The sequence below is a fragment of the Cutibacterium equinum genome (assembly GCF_028021195.1).
GTDB lineage: Bacteria > Actinomycetota > Actinomycetes > Propionibacteriales > Propionibacteriaceae > Cutibacterium > Cutibacterium equinum.
The window spans coordinates 416,065-431,841 of record NZ_CP115668.1; the positions used below are offsets into that span (position 1 = coordinate 416,065).

Sequence of the window (15,777 nt, forward strand, 5' to 3'; positions counted from 1 at the left end):
GTCGTCGGGCGAGGACACCTGAGGAGGCCGTCATGACCCATGCCCCTGTACACCCTGACCACAAGTCGGGACGAACCCTCATCGGGGTGGGAGTGGGGCCGGGTGACCCAGAATTGGTCACCCTGAAAACTGTGCGCATCTTGCGCGAGGCCGACGCCATCCTCGTGCCCTACACCGAGGCCACCACCGACGGCCCAGGTCGTGCCGAGACCATCATCACCGCCGTCGTCCCCGAGATCGCCGAGCGCATCAAGCGGATCCCGTTCTCCATGAGAGAGCGCTCCGGTGTCGGCGAGCAGCGCAAGGCGTCCTGGCAGGTCTCCGCGGACGCTGCGATCGCTGCCTTCGACGAAGGAGCCCGTACTGTCGCCTTGGCCACCGTCGGCGATCCGACGGTGTTCTCCACCTTCACCTACCTGCGTGCCAACGTTGAACAGCGTCTTCCCGACGTCACCGTCGAGCTGAGCCCCGGCATCACCGCCATGCAGGCCTTGTCGGCGGCGTCGGGGCGTCCGCTGGTGGAGGGCAAGGAGATTCTGGCCCTCGTCCCGGCCACCGTCGGTATGGAGAAACTCGGTCAGGTTCTCGATCTGGTCGACTCGGTCGCGGTTTACAAGGGAGGACGCAAACTTCCCGAGGTCGTCGAGCAGTTGCGCAAGCGGGATCGTCAGGCTGTCATCGGTACCGACGTCACCCTGGAGTCCGAGCAGATCATGACCCTCGACGAGGTTACTGACGCCCAGACTTTGCCCTATTTCTCCACCGTCCTCACCACCCCAGAGCGCACCACCACGGGAGGAAAACTGTGAGCCAACCTCAGGCTGCTCGCCCCACCCAGCACGTTTCCGAGAAGGCCCTGGAGGATCTGGACCACAACGCCATCGAGCCGCCCCCGGTGCCCCGGCGTGACATCCCCGAGGGCGCAGGAAAAGTCGTGTTCGTCGGTGCCGGTCCGGGAGCCCCCGATCTGGTGAGCGTGCGCGGAGCTCGCGTCATCGAGACCGCGGACATCATCATCTGGGCTTCCAGCCTCGTTCACCCCGACATGGTCGCCCGTCACAAGGAGGGAGCCGAACTCATCGACTCCGCCTCCATCCCACTGGAGGATCTGGAACCTCTTTACACCCGTGCCCGTGACGAGGGTCTGGTGGTGGCGAGGGTCCACACCGGCGACCCGTCCATCTACGGGGCCACTGCCGAGCAGCGCGACCTGTGTCGTCGGATCGGCATCGAGTTCGAGACCATTCCCGGCATTTCTGCCTTCTCGGCGGCCGCCGCCAGAATGGACGTCGAGATCACCGTCCCGGAGGTGTCCCAGTCCCTCATCCTCACCAGGCTGGAGGGAGGTCGTACGCCCATGCCCGACGGGGAAACCGTCGCCTCCTTCGCTCGCCACGGCGCGACGATGGCGATCTATCTGTCGGCCGCCCGTCACAAGGCTCTGCAGGAGGCCCTGCTGGAGGGTGGCTATCTGCCTGAGACTCCCTGCATTATTGGTTACGCGGTGAGCTGGCCCGAGGAGATGATGTTCCGCTGCGACCTGGCCCACCTGTCGGAGACGATGCGCAACCACAAGCTGTGGAAGCACGCCGTCGTCCTCGTCGGGCCGGCTCTGGCGGAGGGGCCGATCAAGACTCGCAGCCATCTCTACCACCCCGGTTTCCGGCACGAATACCGCGCAGCTGAGGCTCAGGCCCACGCTGATCTCAAGGCCCATGGCACTCGCGGTGTCTATGACCAGAACCCCACGAACTCCGACACGAAGGGCAATTCATGATTCGCGTCCACGGATATCTCGGCACCATCTCCGACACCTTGCGTGCCGACGTCGCCGATGCTGACCTCGTCGTTGGGGGTCAGCGTCACCTCGATGCCCTCGACGTTGCCGAGGACAAGCGTCAGAAGCTCGGTCTCATTGGCCCGGCTGTCGAGAGGATTCAGTCCTTACCCGAGGAAGCCAAGGTCGTCGTCATCGCTTCTGGCGACCCGCTGTTTTTCGGCGTGGTGCGTCGCATCCGCCAGGCCGGTCTGGCGGTCGAGGTCGTCACGGCCCCGACCTCCTTGCAGGCTGCCTTCGCCGCCGTCGCCCTGCCCTGGGACGACGCCCAACTCGTCTCGGCCCACTCCAAGGACATCGAGACCGCCATTCGACTTGCCAAGATCCACCCCAAGGTGGGCGTGCTGACGGCCCCGAACCGCGGTCTGGCAGAACTGGTCGACGGGCTCGCCGGTCGCGGTAAGACCTTCGTTCTTGCCGAGAAGATCGGGGAGGAGGACCAGCGGGTGCGCATCCTCGACGAGGACGCCTCGCGGGCCGTCATTGCCGACGAGGACATCCTCAGCCCCAACGTCGTGCTGGTCCTTGAGCACCACCCCGACTCCCCGGAGGCTTTGGGGGTCAACCCGGAACTGGCCGGTGACGTCAACGTCAATGGTCCCGATGATCCCCAGCCCGGCTCCCGCACCAACCCGGACGGCTCGGACCGCGACCCGATCATCGGACAGGTCATCAATTCCGACGCCGCTGCTGCCCATGCCGAGGCCATCGATCAGGCCCTCAAACGTGAGACCAAGAAGTACGTCGGACCCTCGCGCACCGGGCTGGCTGCGGCGTGGGGCGAGTGCGACCTCATCATCTCCCACCTGGCCTTGGGCGCCACGACACGGATCATTGCCCCGCTGCTGGAGTCCAAGAAGACCGACCCAGGGGTGGTTGTCGTCGACGAGGCTGGGCGTTTCGCCATTCCGTTGGTCGGTGGCCACGTCGGTGGGGCCAATGAACTGTCGCGCACCATCGCTGAGGCTCTCGGTGGTACCGCTGTCGTCTCCACGGCCACCGACTCCCTTGGTGTTCCGGCCCTTGACCAGCTCGGCTGGGCCTACGAGGGGGACGTTGCTGGTGTGACCGGCTCGATCATTGCGGGGCGCCCGGTGTTGGTCATCCGCGAGCAGCCCTGGCCGCTGCCCCCGCTTCCCGAGAATGTCACCGGGGACGCGCAGTCCCCGGCCGCTCGGATCATCGTCTCCGAGCGGGTCGTCGAACGTGTCCTCGCCGATCACGGCGACGACGTGCCCACCGTTGTCCTGCATCCGAACTGCCTGGTCGTCGGGATGGGATGCAACAAGGGCACCGAGGTCGAGCCGCTGCGAGAGCTTCTTGAGAAGACCCTTGCTGACAACGGCCTGACTCTCGGATCGGTCACCCGTCTGGTCTCCCACGAGGTCAAGGCCGGTGAACTTGGCCTGGTGAAGCTGGCCAACCAACTCGGTGTCGAGTACCGCACCGAGTCGGCCGAGGCGCTGGCTGCCCAGGAAGTCCCGACTCCCTCCGATGTCGTGGCTCGCGAGGTCGGCACCCCGAGCGTGTCCGAGGCCGCGGTGCTGTGTCAGGGAGCCGAACTGCTGGTCCACAAGACCAAGACCTCGGAGGCCACCTGTGCTGTGGGTCGTATCCCTGCCCGTGGTCATCTCTCGGTCGTCGGCCTTGGGCCGGGCTCGCGAGATCTTCTGGCCCCGCGTGCCGTCGAGGCCATCCGCAATGCCACCTTCGTCGCCGGATACGCCCCCTACGTTCGTCAGATCCGCGATCTGGTGCGTCCGGGGGCCACGATCCTGGCCACCAAGATGGGCACTGAGGAGGAGCGCACCCAGGCTGCCATCGACGCCGCCCGTGATGGCCGTAACGTGGCTTTCGTGTGCGGAGGCGACCCGGCTATCTATGCGATGGCCTCTCCGACCCTGGAGATGGGAACCGACGGCATCGACGTCGAGATCGTTCCCGGCATCACTGCCGAGCTCGCCATCTCGGCGATCCTGGGCGCCCCGCTGGGCCATGATCACGCCACGATCAGCCTGTCGGACCTGCACACCGACTGGGATCTCATCCTCAAGAGGGTGAGGGCGGCCGCCGAGGGAGACCTCGTCACCACCTTCTACAACCCGCGTTCGCGCACCCGTACCCACCAGCTCCCCGACGCTCTGGCGATCATGGCCGAGCACCGTCCGCCATCCACCCCGGTGGCGATCGTCTCTCACGCCGAACGCCGGCAACAGGAGGTGATCATGTCCACCCTCGAGGAGTTCAAGCCTGAGTGGGTCGGCATGACGACCCTTGTCGTCGTGGGTTCGACGACGACCAAGTATGTGAGCTCCGGGGACGGGCGACGACTCATGGTCACCCCGCGTGACTACCACTGGATGGACGGTCGCGTCTCCGGGGAGGTTCGCAAGAACTACACGCACAAGGACCTGCCCAAGGCCGACGAGGAAACCTACCTCTCCAAACCCCCGGTCCATTCGACCCGCATGCCGGGGTCCGGCAAGAACATCGAGACGAAGGAGTCATCATGACCGATCCACTCGCCAGCGGGACCCCGCTGGTCATCGCCGCCCATGGCACCCGTGACGAATCCGGCGTGGCCGAATGTCGCGCCCTGGCCGAGCGTATCGCCGGCAAGCTACCCGGTATCCCGGTCGAGCTGGGGTTCGTCGAGCTTGCCGAGCCCGGCATCCCGGAGGCCGTCCGTGCCGCCGTCGCCCAAGCTCCACAGGTACCTGAGGGTGCTGACGGTGACGATGAGCCAGCTGCCGTCGTCGTCCCGTTGATGTTCAACACGGGTGGTCACGTCCGTGACGACATTCCAGAGGCCATCGACGAGGGCCGTGGGGACGCCCGAGTCATGTACTCCGCCCCGCTGCTGCCCGACGTGCGGATGCGCTCAGCCCTCAACCGGCGTCTCGCTGAGACCCTTGCGGGCGGTGAGGGACGCGAGGAATGGCGATCCCGCGACACCGCAGTGGTGCTGGTGGGACGCGGAGCCCTCGTCCCCGACGCCAACGCATCCCACTACACCCTGACGAGGATGTTCTGGGAGGAGAACGACCTCGATCGAGTCGAGCCTGCCTTCATCCAGGTGACCCGTCCGTCGGTCCCCGAGGCCCTCTCCGCCTTGGCTGCCCAGGGCGCCGACCAGATCGTCGTCCAGGGCAACTTCCTCTTCCCCGGTCTGCTGCACGTGTGGATGACCGAGCAGGTTGAGGCCTGGCAGGACAGCCACCCCGGAGTCGAGATCCGCATCGCCCCGGTCATCGGTGACTGTGACGAGGTCGCCGATGTCGTCGTCGATCGCTATCGTGAACCCCTCGACGAGGTTGGGCTGGGAGAGGGAGCCCCGGTCTACATGACGGGTCTGCGTCTACAGGGCCGCAAGGTGCTGGTTGTCGGTGCCGGGCATGTCGCCGAGCGTCGCGTCGTGAGGCTGCTCGAGGCCGGGGCCGAGGTCCACGTCGTCGCTCCGAACTCCGGCATCCAGCTCACCCGGATGTCGCGCAAGGGTTTGGTGCACCTGGAGCGTCGTGCCTTCAAGGTCGACGACCTCGACGGCGCATGGTTCGTCCAGGCTCTCACCAATGATCCCGAGGTCAACGCTGTGGTGGCCGAGGAGGCTGACAAGCGCGGCATCTTCTGTGTGCGCGGTGACAAAGGACGGAAGGGTTCGGCCTTCACCCCGGCCACACAGAGGGCTGGCGGCATGACGGTCAGCGTCGTCGGCGACCGCACCCCGCGTCGCTCGGCCAAGCTGCGAGACGAGGTACTGCGGGCCCTGCAGGGCTGACTCATGACGAGGACGATTTCCCGACGATGACGATTTGGGGCTTTCCCGCCTATCATCGTCGGGTGATCTCCCACGACCTGCATGCCCTGGGCTTCGATGCCCCCGACCTCGATGTCCTCGTCAATTCCGCGGCCGAGGCTGGAGCCGTCGGAGTGGAGGACGTCGGTGGGTTTGACCTGCTGGCCGCTTACACCGATCCGTCCGGAGCGCGGCTGGCCCTCATGAAGCAGAAGGGTCACGACGAGATCGAGACGATGGCCTCCCTCGTCGCCCCGACGACTCACCCTGCCGATCTGGTGCGGTTCAGCCCGACGGTGGCACTGGTTGACGTCTATTCCCCCGCCAGCCTGGCGTCCATGCTCACCGGGGAGTCGGTGCTCAAGTTGCCGGCCACGAACCGCAAACACCTGGCGCGTTTCCTGGCCAATGTGGACGACCCGGTTGAGGTGCCGTTGTGCCCCGAACCTGGTGACGACACCCCGCGTTTCGTCGAGCACCTGCGGGTGGGAGCTGTCGCCAACCAGATGCTGCGGGTCTTCGAGTCCGAGGAGGAGTACGGTCGCTCCCACGAGGGGTCCCTGGGTGGTTCCGGGGATTTGCAATTCGCGGCCGGAACCCTGCTCAGCCCGTGGCTCATGGAGATCAACGCCGGCCGTGCCACTCGGGGGCAGGCCAGTGCCGTCGCCGAGATGACGATGGTGTGCAAGCGGGTCGAGAAACGCACCAATGCGCTCACCGGTGTCGACTGGTATCGGATCGTCGGTGACACCTCGATTCCGATGACCCTGGCCGCCCCGACGAACCTGCCGCGGGTTCCCCATGAGGGATCGGTCATCTCCGGTCAGGTCGTCCCGGTGGTGTCCTTGGGCACATGGGAGGGTGACGCCCTCTGGGGGTGAGGTCCTGCCGGGGCCGATGACCTGCTGTGCCCGGCGGCTGTCAGGGGACGGTGGCCGTCAGCGTCCGACGACCGTCAGCGGTGAGTGTTCGTCAGCTCGTCGGTGGAGGCAATGGCGTTGACGGCTGCCACTGCGATTGCCGAGCCGCCGCGTCGTCCCAGCAAGGTGAGGTACTCCAGGCCCAGCGTGGAATCGACGAGGGCCTGTTTGGACTCGGCTGCGCCGACGAATCCAACGGGGATGCCGACGACAGCAGCCGGACGAGCCCCGGTCTCCTCGCACACCTCGAGCACGCGGAACAAGGCAGTGGGGGCGTTGCCGATGGCGACGATGGCCCCGTCGAGTTTGCCTTCCTCAGCCCACAGATCCACTGCCGCGCAGGTCTTCGTCATGTTCTTGGCCTTGGCGATGTTGGCCAGGCGGGGATCCTTGATGTAACAGATCGTCTCGTTGTCGCGGGGGAGACGGGATCGGATGATTCCGGTGGCCGTCATGGAGGAATCACACAGAATCGGTGCCCCCGCGTGCAGGGCCTGACGAGCCGCCGTCACCACGCCGGGGGTGAAGGCGATGTCGTCAGCGATCGCAGGGTCGGCGGCAGCGTGGATCATCCGAACGACGACTCCCTCGACGTCGGCTGGGAAGCGATCCAGATTCGCCTCGGAGCGAATGATGCGGAAGGACTCGCGGTAAATGTCGGATCCGTTATTGACATACTCGTGGGCCACAGCTGTGCTCCTGACGATGACTTGGGGTAATGACGACTCATCGGGATGCTAACACTACGCACGCCGCTGACAGAGCCCGTGACGATGGTTAGCCAAACCTTCGATGCAACCCCGAAACGGCTGTGTTTCACTGGCTGCTGGAAAACTCAACAACGCCCTGATGGCGTGGTTGAAGCCGGGAAATGCCGGCACGGACGCGCCACTGTGAACGACCCTTTGCGGATCGAAAGTCAGATCTACTACGCACATCAGGCCTTTCCAGGACGGGACGCGATTCCCGAGAAAGGAGATGACGCCTCATGCATATCGCTGAGGGGATTCTCTCGCCAGCCCAGTGCGCAGTGTGGTACGCAGCTGCTGCGCCATTCGTGATTCACGGCGGCTACCGAGTCGTCAAGGAGGTCAAGGAGCACCCGGAGAACAAGCTCCTGCTCGCCACTGCCGGCGCCTTCACCTTCGTTCTCTCCGCCATCAAGCTGCCCAGCGTTACCGGCTCGTCCTCCCACCCGACGGGAACTGGCGTCGGTGCAGCTCTGTTCAAACCACCAGTCATGGCCTTCCTGGGGATGATCGTGTTGATCTTCCAGGCCCTGCTGCTGGCTCACGGCGGCATGTCGACTCTGGGTGCCAACACGTTCTCGATGGCCATCGTCGGACCCTGGGCCGGCTACGGCTGTTACAAACTCACCAAGAAATGTCATGGCCCGGATGCTTTGGCCATTTTCCTGTGCATGGTCTTCTCCGATTTCGTCACCTATGTCGTGACCAGCTTCCAGCTCGCCTTTGCTTTCCCGGATCCGACCGGTGGTTTCTGGGGAGCCGTCGGCAAGTTCCTGACCATTTTCGCCTGGACCCAGATCCCGCTGGCTCTCGCTGAGGGGCTGCTCGGAATCCTGCTGTTCCGATTCCTTGCCAAGGTCGCCGCCCCGCAGCTCCAGCAGCTCGGTGTCCTCGCTGGCAGCCCGGAGGTGGCCCATGCCTGAGAACACCGTTACCAAGACCCGCCAGGACACTTCGCTGACCGGCAAGAGCCCATGGGTGACCCCGGTCATCATCGTCCTTCTGATTGCCCTGTTCGTCACCAGCATGATCCTCGGTGCCAAGAAGACCACCGATGACGGCGAGGGATTCGGGGGAACCGATGACGCTGCCGCCACCGCAGCCGAGGAGGCCGGCGCCGAGGAGTGGATCAAGCCAGTCTTCGAGCCGAACTCCGGTGAGGTCGAGTCTGGTCTGTTCGCCATGCAGGCAGCTCTGGGTGCCGGTGTTGCTGGCTACGCCCTGGGTCGTATGGCCGGAAGGAAGAAAGGCCGTGAGGAGGCCGAGAACGCCTCCGACCTGCACAGTGTCGACGACGTGCCCGAGGCCGCCGTCACCTCGTCGGAAGCCGCTGCCTCCGCCAAGTCATGACGATCACCTCTCTCGACGACGCCGCCTGGGACTCTCCCTGGCGGCGTCGTCCGGTCGGTGAGAAGGTCGCTTTGTCGACGGCCCTCCTCCTCACCTCTCTGTGCACCCCGCCAATGGAGGCCTCGTCGTGGGTGAGCCCGGTGGTGGGTTCTGGCATCTGGCCCGGGTCGCTGCTGGCTGGGATCGTCAGCCTGATCGTCATCCTTGGCCCGGCACGCATCCGGAGGAGAGTGCTGTGGCAAGCCATGGCTGCTCCGATCGTCTTCCTCGTCATCGGGGCGATTTCGGTCCTCATCAGCGTGGGTTCCAGCCCGGAGGGAACAGTCTGGTGGCACGCCGGGGTGTTCAGCATCGGTCCGGTCTCCACCGCCCAGGCGATGTCCTTGATGGAACACGGTATCTGCGGCACCCTCACCGTCATGGTGCTGGCCGTCACCACCCCCATGGTCGATCTGCTCACCTGGCTGCGGAAGTTCCACATTCCCGATCCGCTACTCGAGATCGCATCCCTGACCTACCGGCTCATCTTCGTGCTGCTCGACACCATGGTCAGCGCCAGTGAAGCTCAGCGTGCCCGCCTTGGTAACACCCCGGCAGGCAGATTCGGCGGGTTCAACCGGCGCATGAACAACACGGCTGCTTTGCTGGGTTCGGTGGGCATTCGCGCCTGGACACGGGCCAATCGCCTCAACGACGGCCTGGTCAATCGAGGATTTGAGTCTGCCTTGGTGACCCTGCCCGTCACACGCGTCGGATCGGCGCGGTTCAAGATCATTGTTGTTCTCGTCATCGCTGGCCTCTGGGCGATCAGTTGGACGACGACCGGAAGGATGCTCAGATGAGTGACGAGGTCCTGCTGTCGACCGAGCACCTGTACGCCACCCACCCTGGCCGGCCCATGGTGCTCACTGACGTCAACGTCTCCTTCCACGCCGGAGTTCGCGTGGCAATCCTGGGAGCGAACGGGTCAGGCAAGACGACGCTGATGCGCTGCCTGTCGGGCTCCCTCAAACCCATCAAGGGCAAGATCAAGAGGGGTGACACGGTGCTCGGGCACGGGCGCCGCCAGCTTCGTGAGCACCGCCGGGCGGTCCAGCTGGTCCTCCAGGACCCCGACGACCAGCTGTTCAGCGCTGACGTGAGTCAGGACGTCTCCTTCGGCCCGATGAACATGGGGCTAGACGTGGACGAGGTGCGCGAACGCGTCACTGAGGCCCTGCAACTGCTCGGGGCCAGCCATCTTGCCGAACGTGCCACACACCAGCTCTCCTACGGCGAGCGCAAGAGGATCGCCGTCGCCGGTGCCGTCGCCATGCGCCCGGATCTCCTTCTCCTTGACGAGCCCACAGCCGGACTCGACCCGGTCGGAGTCACCAGGATGCTGGCGGCCCTGGACCGGCTGCGAGACCACGGCACGACGGTGGCGATGGCCACCCACGACGTCGACCTGGCACTGGCTTGGGCTGACGAGGCCCTCATCGTCGTTGACGGGGGAGTACGGCAGGGGCCGATCGACGAATTGCTCGCAGACGTGCCCGTCGTGGAGAGGGCTCATCTGCACCTGCCGTGGACCCTCGAGTTGGCCCGGCGTCTTGGCATGGATGAACGTCCCCGGACGATGAACGAGGTCGTCGAGTTGTTGTCACACCGGTCTGCGAGCACTCCGCGCTGACGCCGTCACTCAGCGCGCTGCCAGGTCCACGCCACGACGGTGCGGGCGGGTTTCCAGCCTCGCAGCCGACCGATGCTGTCGGCGGTCTCGACGCTAAACCTCATGAGGTCACCGCCCAGATCCCGGTGCAAGGCTTCCACGAGCATCTCGGCCTCCATTGTCACCCCATGGACGACGAGTCGTCCCCCGATGGGCAGACGGGCCCGACACTGGTTGACGAGGGTCTCCGTCGCGCCGCCGCCGATGAAGATGGCGTCCGGGTCGGGCAGTCCCTCCGGGAGACCTCGGGTCAGGTCGGCGTCGATGACCTCGAACTGGCCCGGCAGCGTGAGCTCTGCGGCATTCGTGCGGGCATTGGCGGCCCGTTCTGCCTTGCGCTCCACCCCGACGGCTCGACAGGTCGGATCAGTGCGGCACCATTCCACCGCGATTGATCCGGCTCCGGTGCCCAGGTCCCACAGCAGTTGGTCCGGCATGGGGCGCAGGGCTGCCAGGGCGACGGCCCTCACCGGGTGTTTGGTGATGAGCCCGTCATGGGCGAAGTGCTTCTCGTCGAGGCCAGGCGTGCGTCCGAGGAGGGTGGCGTCAGGATCATGGGTCATGTGGGAAGCCTAGGTGGTGGTGGGGACACCAAGGGGTGTAGGGAGCACCCGAACCTTGACGACTGACCCGATGGCGCGGTGAGGGCTGCCACCCAGATGTGACAGAATCGACGCAGACTCGCAGGGAGGAATTCGGTGTGAATCCGAAGCGGTCCCGCCACTGTGAGCGCCTCAGCGCAAGCCAGGTCGATCCGGCGGGTCAGGTCACGGAAAAGCCGTGGCCTGACGGGCGCGGACCCGCAAGGAGGTCGTTCATGCCGCAGGCGCGCAGTGGTGCCACACCAGACGACGGGCTGTCCACCAGACAGCGACGGTTGCGGCCGATCTTGGCGGTCAATACCGGTGAGGGCAAAGGCAAGACCACAGCGGCCATGGGTACCGCCCTGCGCGCCTGGAACCAGGGATGGCGAGTCGGCGTGTTTCAGTTCGTGAAATCTGGACGGTGGCATGTCGGTGAGCAGGACGCCCTGCAGGCTCTCGGGAAACTGCACGAGGAGACCGGCGTTGGTGGGCCTGTGGTGTGGGAGGTCATGGGGACCGGATGGTCCTGGGCACGATCCTTCGACGCCGCAGAGAATCCTGAGGCTGCTGCTCGCGAGGGATGGCGGCACGTCTGCGAACTGCTGGCGAACCAGGCCATGGACTTCTACCTTCTTGACGAGTTCACCTATCCGCTCCACTGGGGATGGCTCGACGTCGAGGAGGTCGTCGACACCCTCGTCAATCGCCCTGGAACCCAGCACGTCGTCATCACGGGTCGTCACGCCCCGGCTGCGCTCGTCGAGGCCGCTGACCTCGTCACCGAGATGACCAAGATCACCCACCCCTTCGACGCCGGACAGCGCGGCCAGGCAGGAATCGAGTGGTGATGCATCTTCCCCGAATCCTCATTGCCGCCCCGGCCTCGGGAGGTGGCAAGACGACCGTGGCGACCGGTCTCATGGCAGCCCTGCGTGCCAGTGGCCGTACGGTGGCGCCGTTCAAGGTCGGCCCGGACTACATCGATCCGGGTTACCACTCGATGGCCAGCGGTCGTCCGGGTCGCAACCTGGACTCGGTGATGTGCGGTGAGGAGCTCATGGCTCCGCTGCTGGCCCACGGTTTCCTCACCCCCGACCCGGCCGACGTCGCGGTCATCGAGGGGGTGATGGGGCTGTTCGACGGCCAGCTCGGCACTGGGCGCGGGTCCAGCGCCGAGATCGCCACGACGACTCGGACCCCGGTGGTCGTCGTCGTCGACACCGCCCACGCCTCCCTCACCCACGCCGCGGTGGTGGCAGGTCTGGCGACCTTTGACCCGAGTGTCACCATCGCCGGTGCGATCCTCAACCGGGTCGCCTCGCCCCGCCACGGTGCCGAGATCGTCCGTGGCCTCGACCGTCTCGGCATCCCGGTGCTGGGACAGATTCCGCGCACCGAGTCGATCTTCGTGCCGTCACGCCACCTGGGCCTGGTCCCGGCGGGGGAGTGGGAGGATTCAGCTGCCAAGGTGGCGAGCCTGGGAGATCTCATCGCCGAGCACGTCGACCTTGACGCCGTCATGGAGTTGGCCAGGTCGGCCCCCGACCTCGACGCTGAGCCGTGGAATCCGAGAACCGCACTGGAATCAGCCGGTTGGCAAGCCCAGTCCTTCGACGAGCCCCCGATGGTCGGCATCTTCGCCGGGCGGGCCTTCACCTTCCGGTACCCCGAGACCACCGAGATGCTGCAGGCCGCCGGGTTCCGCGTCGTTGACGTCGACCCCCTCACAGATCGACGTCTCCCCGACGGGATCCGAGGGCTCTACCTGGGTGGTGGATTCCCGCAGATGCACGCCACGGATCTTGAGGACAACACCGAGCTGGCAGCAGATGTCCGCGCCCACGCTGCGGCCGGCATGCCGATCGTTGCGGAGTGCGCCGGGCTGCTGTACCTCTGCCGCCACCTCGATGGGCACGACATGTCCGGGGTGTTGCCGATGGATGCGGCCATGGCGAAGAGGTTGACGATGGGCTATCGCGTGGCCACCCGTGACTCCATCAGTGTCGTCGGCCATGAATTCCACCGCACCATGACGACCCCACTCGCTGACATCGACCCTGCCTGGCACATCGCCATGCCCGACGGCTCAGATCGCGCCGAGGGAGCTCTGGCGGACCCTGCCGGGCTGGGACGTCCCACCGTTCAGGCCTCGTATCTGCACCTGCACTGGGCAGGCCAGCCCTCCCAGGCGGTGTGGTTTGCCCGTGAGGTTGCCAGGCGCCACGAGGCCGCAGACGACCACGCGAGCGAGCCCGACTTGAATCACCACGGGGACAGCGACATCGCCGAGGGATTGGTCGATCTGGCCGTCAACGTGCGGGTTCCCGAGCCGCCGCAGTGGCTTCGTGAGGCCATCACTTCCACCGAGCACGACTGGGCGCGCTATCCGGACGCCACCCCGGCCCGCAACGCCCTGGCTGCCATGTACGACGTGAGGCCAGACAGCGTCCTGCCGACAGCCGGAGCCGCCGAGGCCTTTCCGCTCATCGCGACCACGCAGCCGCGTCACGCCGTCGTCGTCCATCCCCAATTCACCGAGCCCGAGGCTGCGTTGAGGGCGGCGGGGATTGACGTCGACCGGGTCATCCTCAAGGCATCCGACGGGTTCGCACTGGATCCGGGCCTTGTCCCCGAGGACGCCGATCTGGTCATCGTCGGGAATCCCACAAACCCCACGGGACGGCTGCATCCGGCCGCCGACCTGCTGGCCCTGCGTCGTCCTGGCCGGATCCTCGTCGTCGACGAGGCATTCATGGACGCCACCGACGAATCCCAGTCCCTCATCGGCAGTGACATGGACGACCTGCTGGTGCTGCGGTCCTTGACGAAGACCTATGGCCTGGCCGGCATCCGTGCCGGATACCTCGTCGGGGATCGGCGACTCGTCTCGCGGCTGGCAGCCCGTCAGACCCCGTGGTCGGTCTCGACGCCGGCCATCGCAGCCATGGTCGCCTGCACCGGACAGCAGGCCGCCCGTTTTCGCGACCAGTTGCGCGACGAGCTCCCGGCGGCCCGCGCTGATCTCGTCGGGCGCCTGCGGGAACTGGGCTTGCACGTCGTGGAGTCCGAGGCTCCCTTCGTCCTGGTCGACACCTCGTCGATCAGTGGCGATTCGGTACGCCAACCCCTGGCCGATCGTGGATTCGCCGTGCGACGCGGGGAGACCTTCCCCGGTCTGGGACCCACCTGGATCAGACTCGCCGTCCGCGACCCGGAAACCCACGCCGCGTTGTCTCAAGCCATCTGTGATCTGGTCGCACGTCCCCCCAAGGAGAACTGATGTCCTACTCGCCAGAACTTGTTCCCGGCACCGTCACCCTCGTCGGAGGTGGCCCCGGTGATCCCGGACTGCTGACCATCGCAGGACTGGAAGCGGTGCGCCAGGCCGACGTCATCCTCTACGACCGACTCGCCCCGGCCGACGTCATGGACGAGAACCCCGACGCCGAGAAGATCCCGGTGGGCAAGGTGCCGCGCGGGCCCTACGTCCCCCAGGAGCGCACCAACGAGCTGCTTGTCGAGCATGCCAAGGCCGGGCGCAAGGTGGTGCGCCTCAAGGGCGGCGATTCCTTCGTTTTCGGTCGTGGCGGCGAGGAGTGGCAGGCCTGTGCCGCCGCCGGGGTCCCGGTGCGCGTCATCCCCGGCGTCACCTCCTGCGTGGCCGGTCCCGAACTCATGGGAGTCCCACTGACCCACCGTCACATGGTTCAGGGGTTCACCGTCGTGTCGGGGCACGTCGCCCCCGGTGACACCCGTTCCGAGCTCGACTGGGCCCAGATCGCCAAGACCGGCACCACTCTGGTCATCCTCATGGGCGTGGCTCACATCGGTGACATCGCCGCGCGCCTCATGGATGGCGGATTGTCCGGTGACACCCCGGTCGCCGTCGTCGCGGACGCATCCCTGTTCACCCAGCGATCCTTGACGACGACCTTGGAGAAGGCTGCCGAGGACATGGCCGAGGCGGGGATCAAGCCGCCGGCCATCACCGTGGTCGGTGACGTCGCTGGACTCGACCTTGACCAGACCCGAGTCCACGAACCGTCAGATCACTGAGGTTTTTTGACGGTCGCGAGGTGGTCGTCAATCCACTGCACCGCCTCGTCGACCTCGCCCAGCTCGTCTCCCCAGCCGGGGGCCGGGCCGCGTGACACCATGACGACGTGGATGCCGGTTTCGGCTGCCAGGCGAAGCTTCGGGTCCAGGTCAGTGCCCCCGGAGTCCTTCGAGACGAGGGTCGCCGCCCCGCCGGAGAAGATCTCGCGCTCCCGGTCCATGGTGAAGGGGCCGCGCTCCTGCAGCACCGTCCAGCCTTCGGGAAGTTCCTCGTCGGGGGCGTCCACGCAGCGCACGATGACCCGGCGCGGGCCGAGTCGCAGGTAGTGGCTGACGGGTTGGCGTCCCACCGTCAGCAGGACGACGTCAGGCAGGTCCGCCAGGGCCCGTGCGGCGTCGTCGTGGTCGTCCACCCAGGTCCAGGTCGCTGCCTCGGGCTGGGTGCGCCAGCTGGGCGGGGCCAACCGGGCCAGCGGCACATTGAGATCGCGGCAGGCTTGGGCGGCGTGGCCGTGCATGGTCGCGGCGAAGGGATGGGAGGCGTCCACCATGACCTTGACCTCGTGGGCCGTGAGGAAGTCCTTGAGTCCCTCGATCCCCCCGAACCCGCCCAGTCTCGTCGGACCGGGAACCGGCCGTGGGGATTTGGTGCGTCCCGCCAGGGAGGTGCACAGGTCAACCCCGTCGTCGACCAGTCGAGTGGCCAGCTGCCGGGCCTTCGTCGTGCCGCCAAGAATGAGGACGTCCATGACTCCATCAAACCAGCCTGTGGGA

Annotated in this window: 15 protein-coding genes and 1 riboswitch; of the genes, 12 read left to right on the plus strand and 3 right to left on the minus strand. The window is 66.2% G+C overall.

Annotated elements, in window-relative coordinates:
- Nucleotides 1-32: 32 nt before the first annotated feature.
- The 5 genes from cobI to O6R08_RS01885 all read left to right on the plus strand — a co-directional run bounded on the left by cobI (nt 33) and on the right by O6R08_RS01885 (nt 6,514).
- The gene (gene cobI, locus O6R08_RS01865) at nt 33-809 is read left to right on the plus strand and encodes a precorrin-2 C(20)-methyltransferase (RefSeq protein ID WP_271418497.1); all 777 of its coding nucleotides are present in this window, start codon (nt 33-35) and stop codon (nt 807-809) included.
- Nucleotides 806-1,777: a precorrin-4 C(11)-methyltransferase gene (gene cobM, locus O6R08_RS01870; RefSeq protein WP_271418498.1), complete on the plus strand. Its 972-nt coding sequence runs from the start codon at nt 806-808 to the stop codon at nt 1,775-1,777. The genes cobI and cobM overlap by 4 nt, the downstream gene beginning before the upstream one ends.
- Nucleotides 1,774-4,350, plus strand: a complete 2,577-nt coding sequence (gene cobJ / locus O6R08_RS01875; RefSeq protein WP_271418499.1) for a precorrin-3B C(17)-methyltransferase — start codon at nt 1,774-1,776, stop codon at nt 4,348-4,350. Before cobM ends, cobJ begins: the two co-directional genes overlap by 4 nt.
- Nucleotides 4,347-5,615: a CbiX/SirB N-terminal domain-containing protein gene (locus O6R08_RS01880; RefSeq protein WP_271418500.1), complete on the plus strand. Its 1,269-nt coding sequence runs from the start codon at nt 4,347-4,349 to the stop codon at nt 5,613-5,615. The genes cobJ and O6R08_RS01880 overlap by 4 nt, the downstream gene beginning before the upstream one ends.
- Before the next feature lie 62 nt (nt 5,616-5,677).
- Nucleotides 5,678-6,514 (plus strand): VOC family protein, encoded by an 837-nt coding sequence (locus tag O6R08_RS01885; protein ID WP_271418501.1) that lies wholly within the window; start codon nt 5,678-5,680, stop codon nt 6,512-6,514.
- 74 nt (nt 6,515-6,588) lie between these two features.
- On the opposite strand, the gene O6R08_RS01890 is transcribed toward O6R08_RS01885, so the two are convergent.
- On the minus strand, nt 6,589-7,242 hold the full coding sequence (locus O6R08_RS01890; RefSeq protein WP_271418502.1) for a precorrin-8X methylmutase: 654 nt from the start codon (nt 7,240-7,242) through the stop codon (nt 6,589-6,591).
- 299 nt (nt 7,243-7,541) lie between these two features.
- Here O6R08_RS01890 and O6R08_RS01895 point away from each other — a divergent pair, with 299 nt between their 5' ends.
- The 4 genes from O6R08_RS01895 to O6R08_RS01910 are packed head-to-tail and all read left to right on the plus strand — an operon-like array spanning nt 7,542 to nt 10,324.
- Nucleotides 7,542-8,225 (plus strand): energy-coupling factor ABC transporter permease, encoded by a 684-nt coding sequence (locus O6R08_RS01895; protein ID WP_271418503.1) that lies wholly within the window; start codon nt 7,542-7,544, stop codon nt 8,223-8,225.
- Entirely contained in the window at nt 8,218-8,652 is a 435-nt protein-coding gene (locus O6R08_RS01900; RefSeq protein ID WP_271418504.1) for an energy-coupling factor ABC transporter substrate-binding protein, read from the plus strand. Before O6R08_RS01895 ends, O6R08_RS01900 begins: the two co-directional genes overlap by 8 nt.
- On the plus strand, nt 8,649-9,494 hold the full coding sequence (gene cbiQ / locus O6R08_RS01905) for a cobalt ECF transporter T component CbiQ (protein ID WP_271418505.1): 846 nt from the start codon (nt 8,649-8,651) through the stop codon (nt 9,492-9,494). Before O6R08_RS01900 ends, cbiQ begins: the two co-directional genes overlap by 4 nt.
- On the plus strand, nt 9,491-10,324 hold the full coding sequence (locus O6R08_RS01910) for an energy-coupling factor ABC transporter ATP-binding protein (protein WP_271418506.1): 834 nt from the start codon (nt 9,491-9,493) through the stop codon (nt 10,322-10,324). The genes cbiQ and O6R08_RS01910 overlap by 4 nt, the downstream gene beginning before the upstream one ends.
- Before the next feature lie 5 nt (nt 10,325-10,329).
- Here the strand turns inward: O6R08_RS01910 and cbiT are convergent, their stop codons facing one another.
- Complete coding sequence (gene cbiT / locus O6R08_RS01915) at nt 10,330-10,926, minus strand: precorrin-6Y C5,15-methyltransferase (decarboxylating) subunit CbiT (RefSeq protein ID WP_271418507.1); 597 nt, start codon at nt 10,924-10,926, stop codon at nt 10,330-10,332.
- Nucleotides 10,927-11,026: 100 nt separating this feature from the next.
- Nucleotides 11,027-11,150, plus strand: a riboswitch (adenosylcobalamin (AdoCbl) riboswitch).
- Between the two features lie 30 nt (nt 11,151-11,180).
- Between cbiT and cobO the strand changes: the two genes are divergently transcribed.
- The 3 genes from cobO to cobA are packed head-to-tail and all read left to right on the plus strand — an operon-like array spanning nt 11,181 to nt 15,003.
- Complete coding sequence (cobO, locus tag O6R08_RS01920) at nt 11,181-11,795, plus strand: cob(I)yrinic acid a,c-diamide adenosyltransferase (protein WP_271418508.1); 615 nt, start codon at nt 11,181-11,183, stop codon at nt 11,793-11,795.
- A complete protein-coding gene (locus O6R08_RS01925; protein ID WP_271418509.1) occupies nt 11,795-14,227 on the plus strand; it encodes a cobyrinate a,c-diamide synthase in 2,433 nt (810 codons plus the stop codon). Before cobO ends, O6R08_RS01925 begins: the two co-directional genes overlap by 1 nt.
- Nucleotides 14,227-15,003: a uroporphyrinogen-III C-methyltransferase gene (cobA, locus tag O6R08_RS01930; protein WP_271418510.1), complete on the plus strand. Its 777-nt coding sequence runs from the start codon at nt 14,227-14,229 to the stop codon at nt 15,001-15,003. The genes O6R08_RS01925 and cobA overlap by 1 nt, the downstream gene beginning before the upstream one ends.
- Here the strand turns inward: cobA and O6R08_RS01935 are convergent.
- Nucleotides 14,997-15,752 (minus strand): cobalt-precorrin-6A reductase, encoded by a 756-nt coding sequence (locus O6R08_RS01935; RefSeq protein WP_271418511.1) that lies wholly within the window; start codon nt 15,750-15,752, stop codon nt 14,997-14,999. The genes cobA and O6R08_RS01935 overlap by 7 nt on opposite strands.
- Nucleotides 15,753-15,777 lie beyond the last annotated feature (25 nt).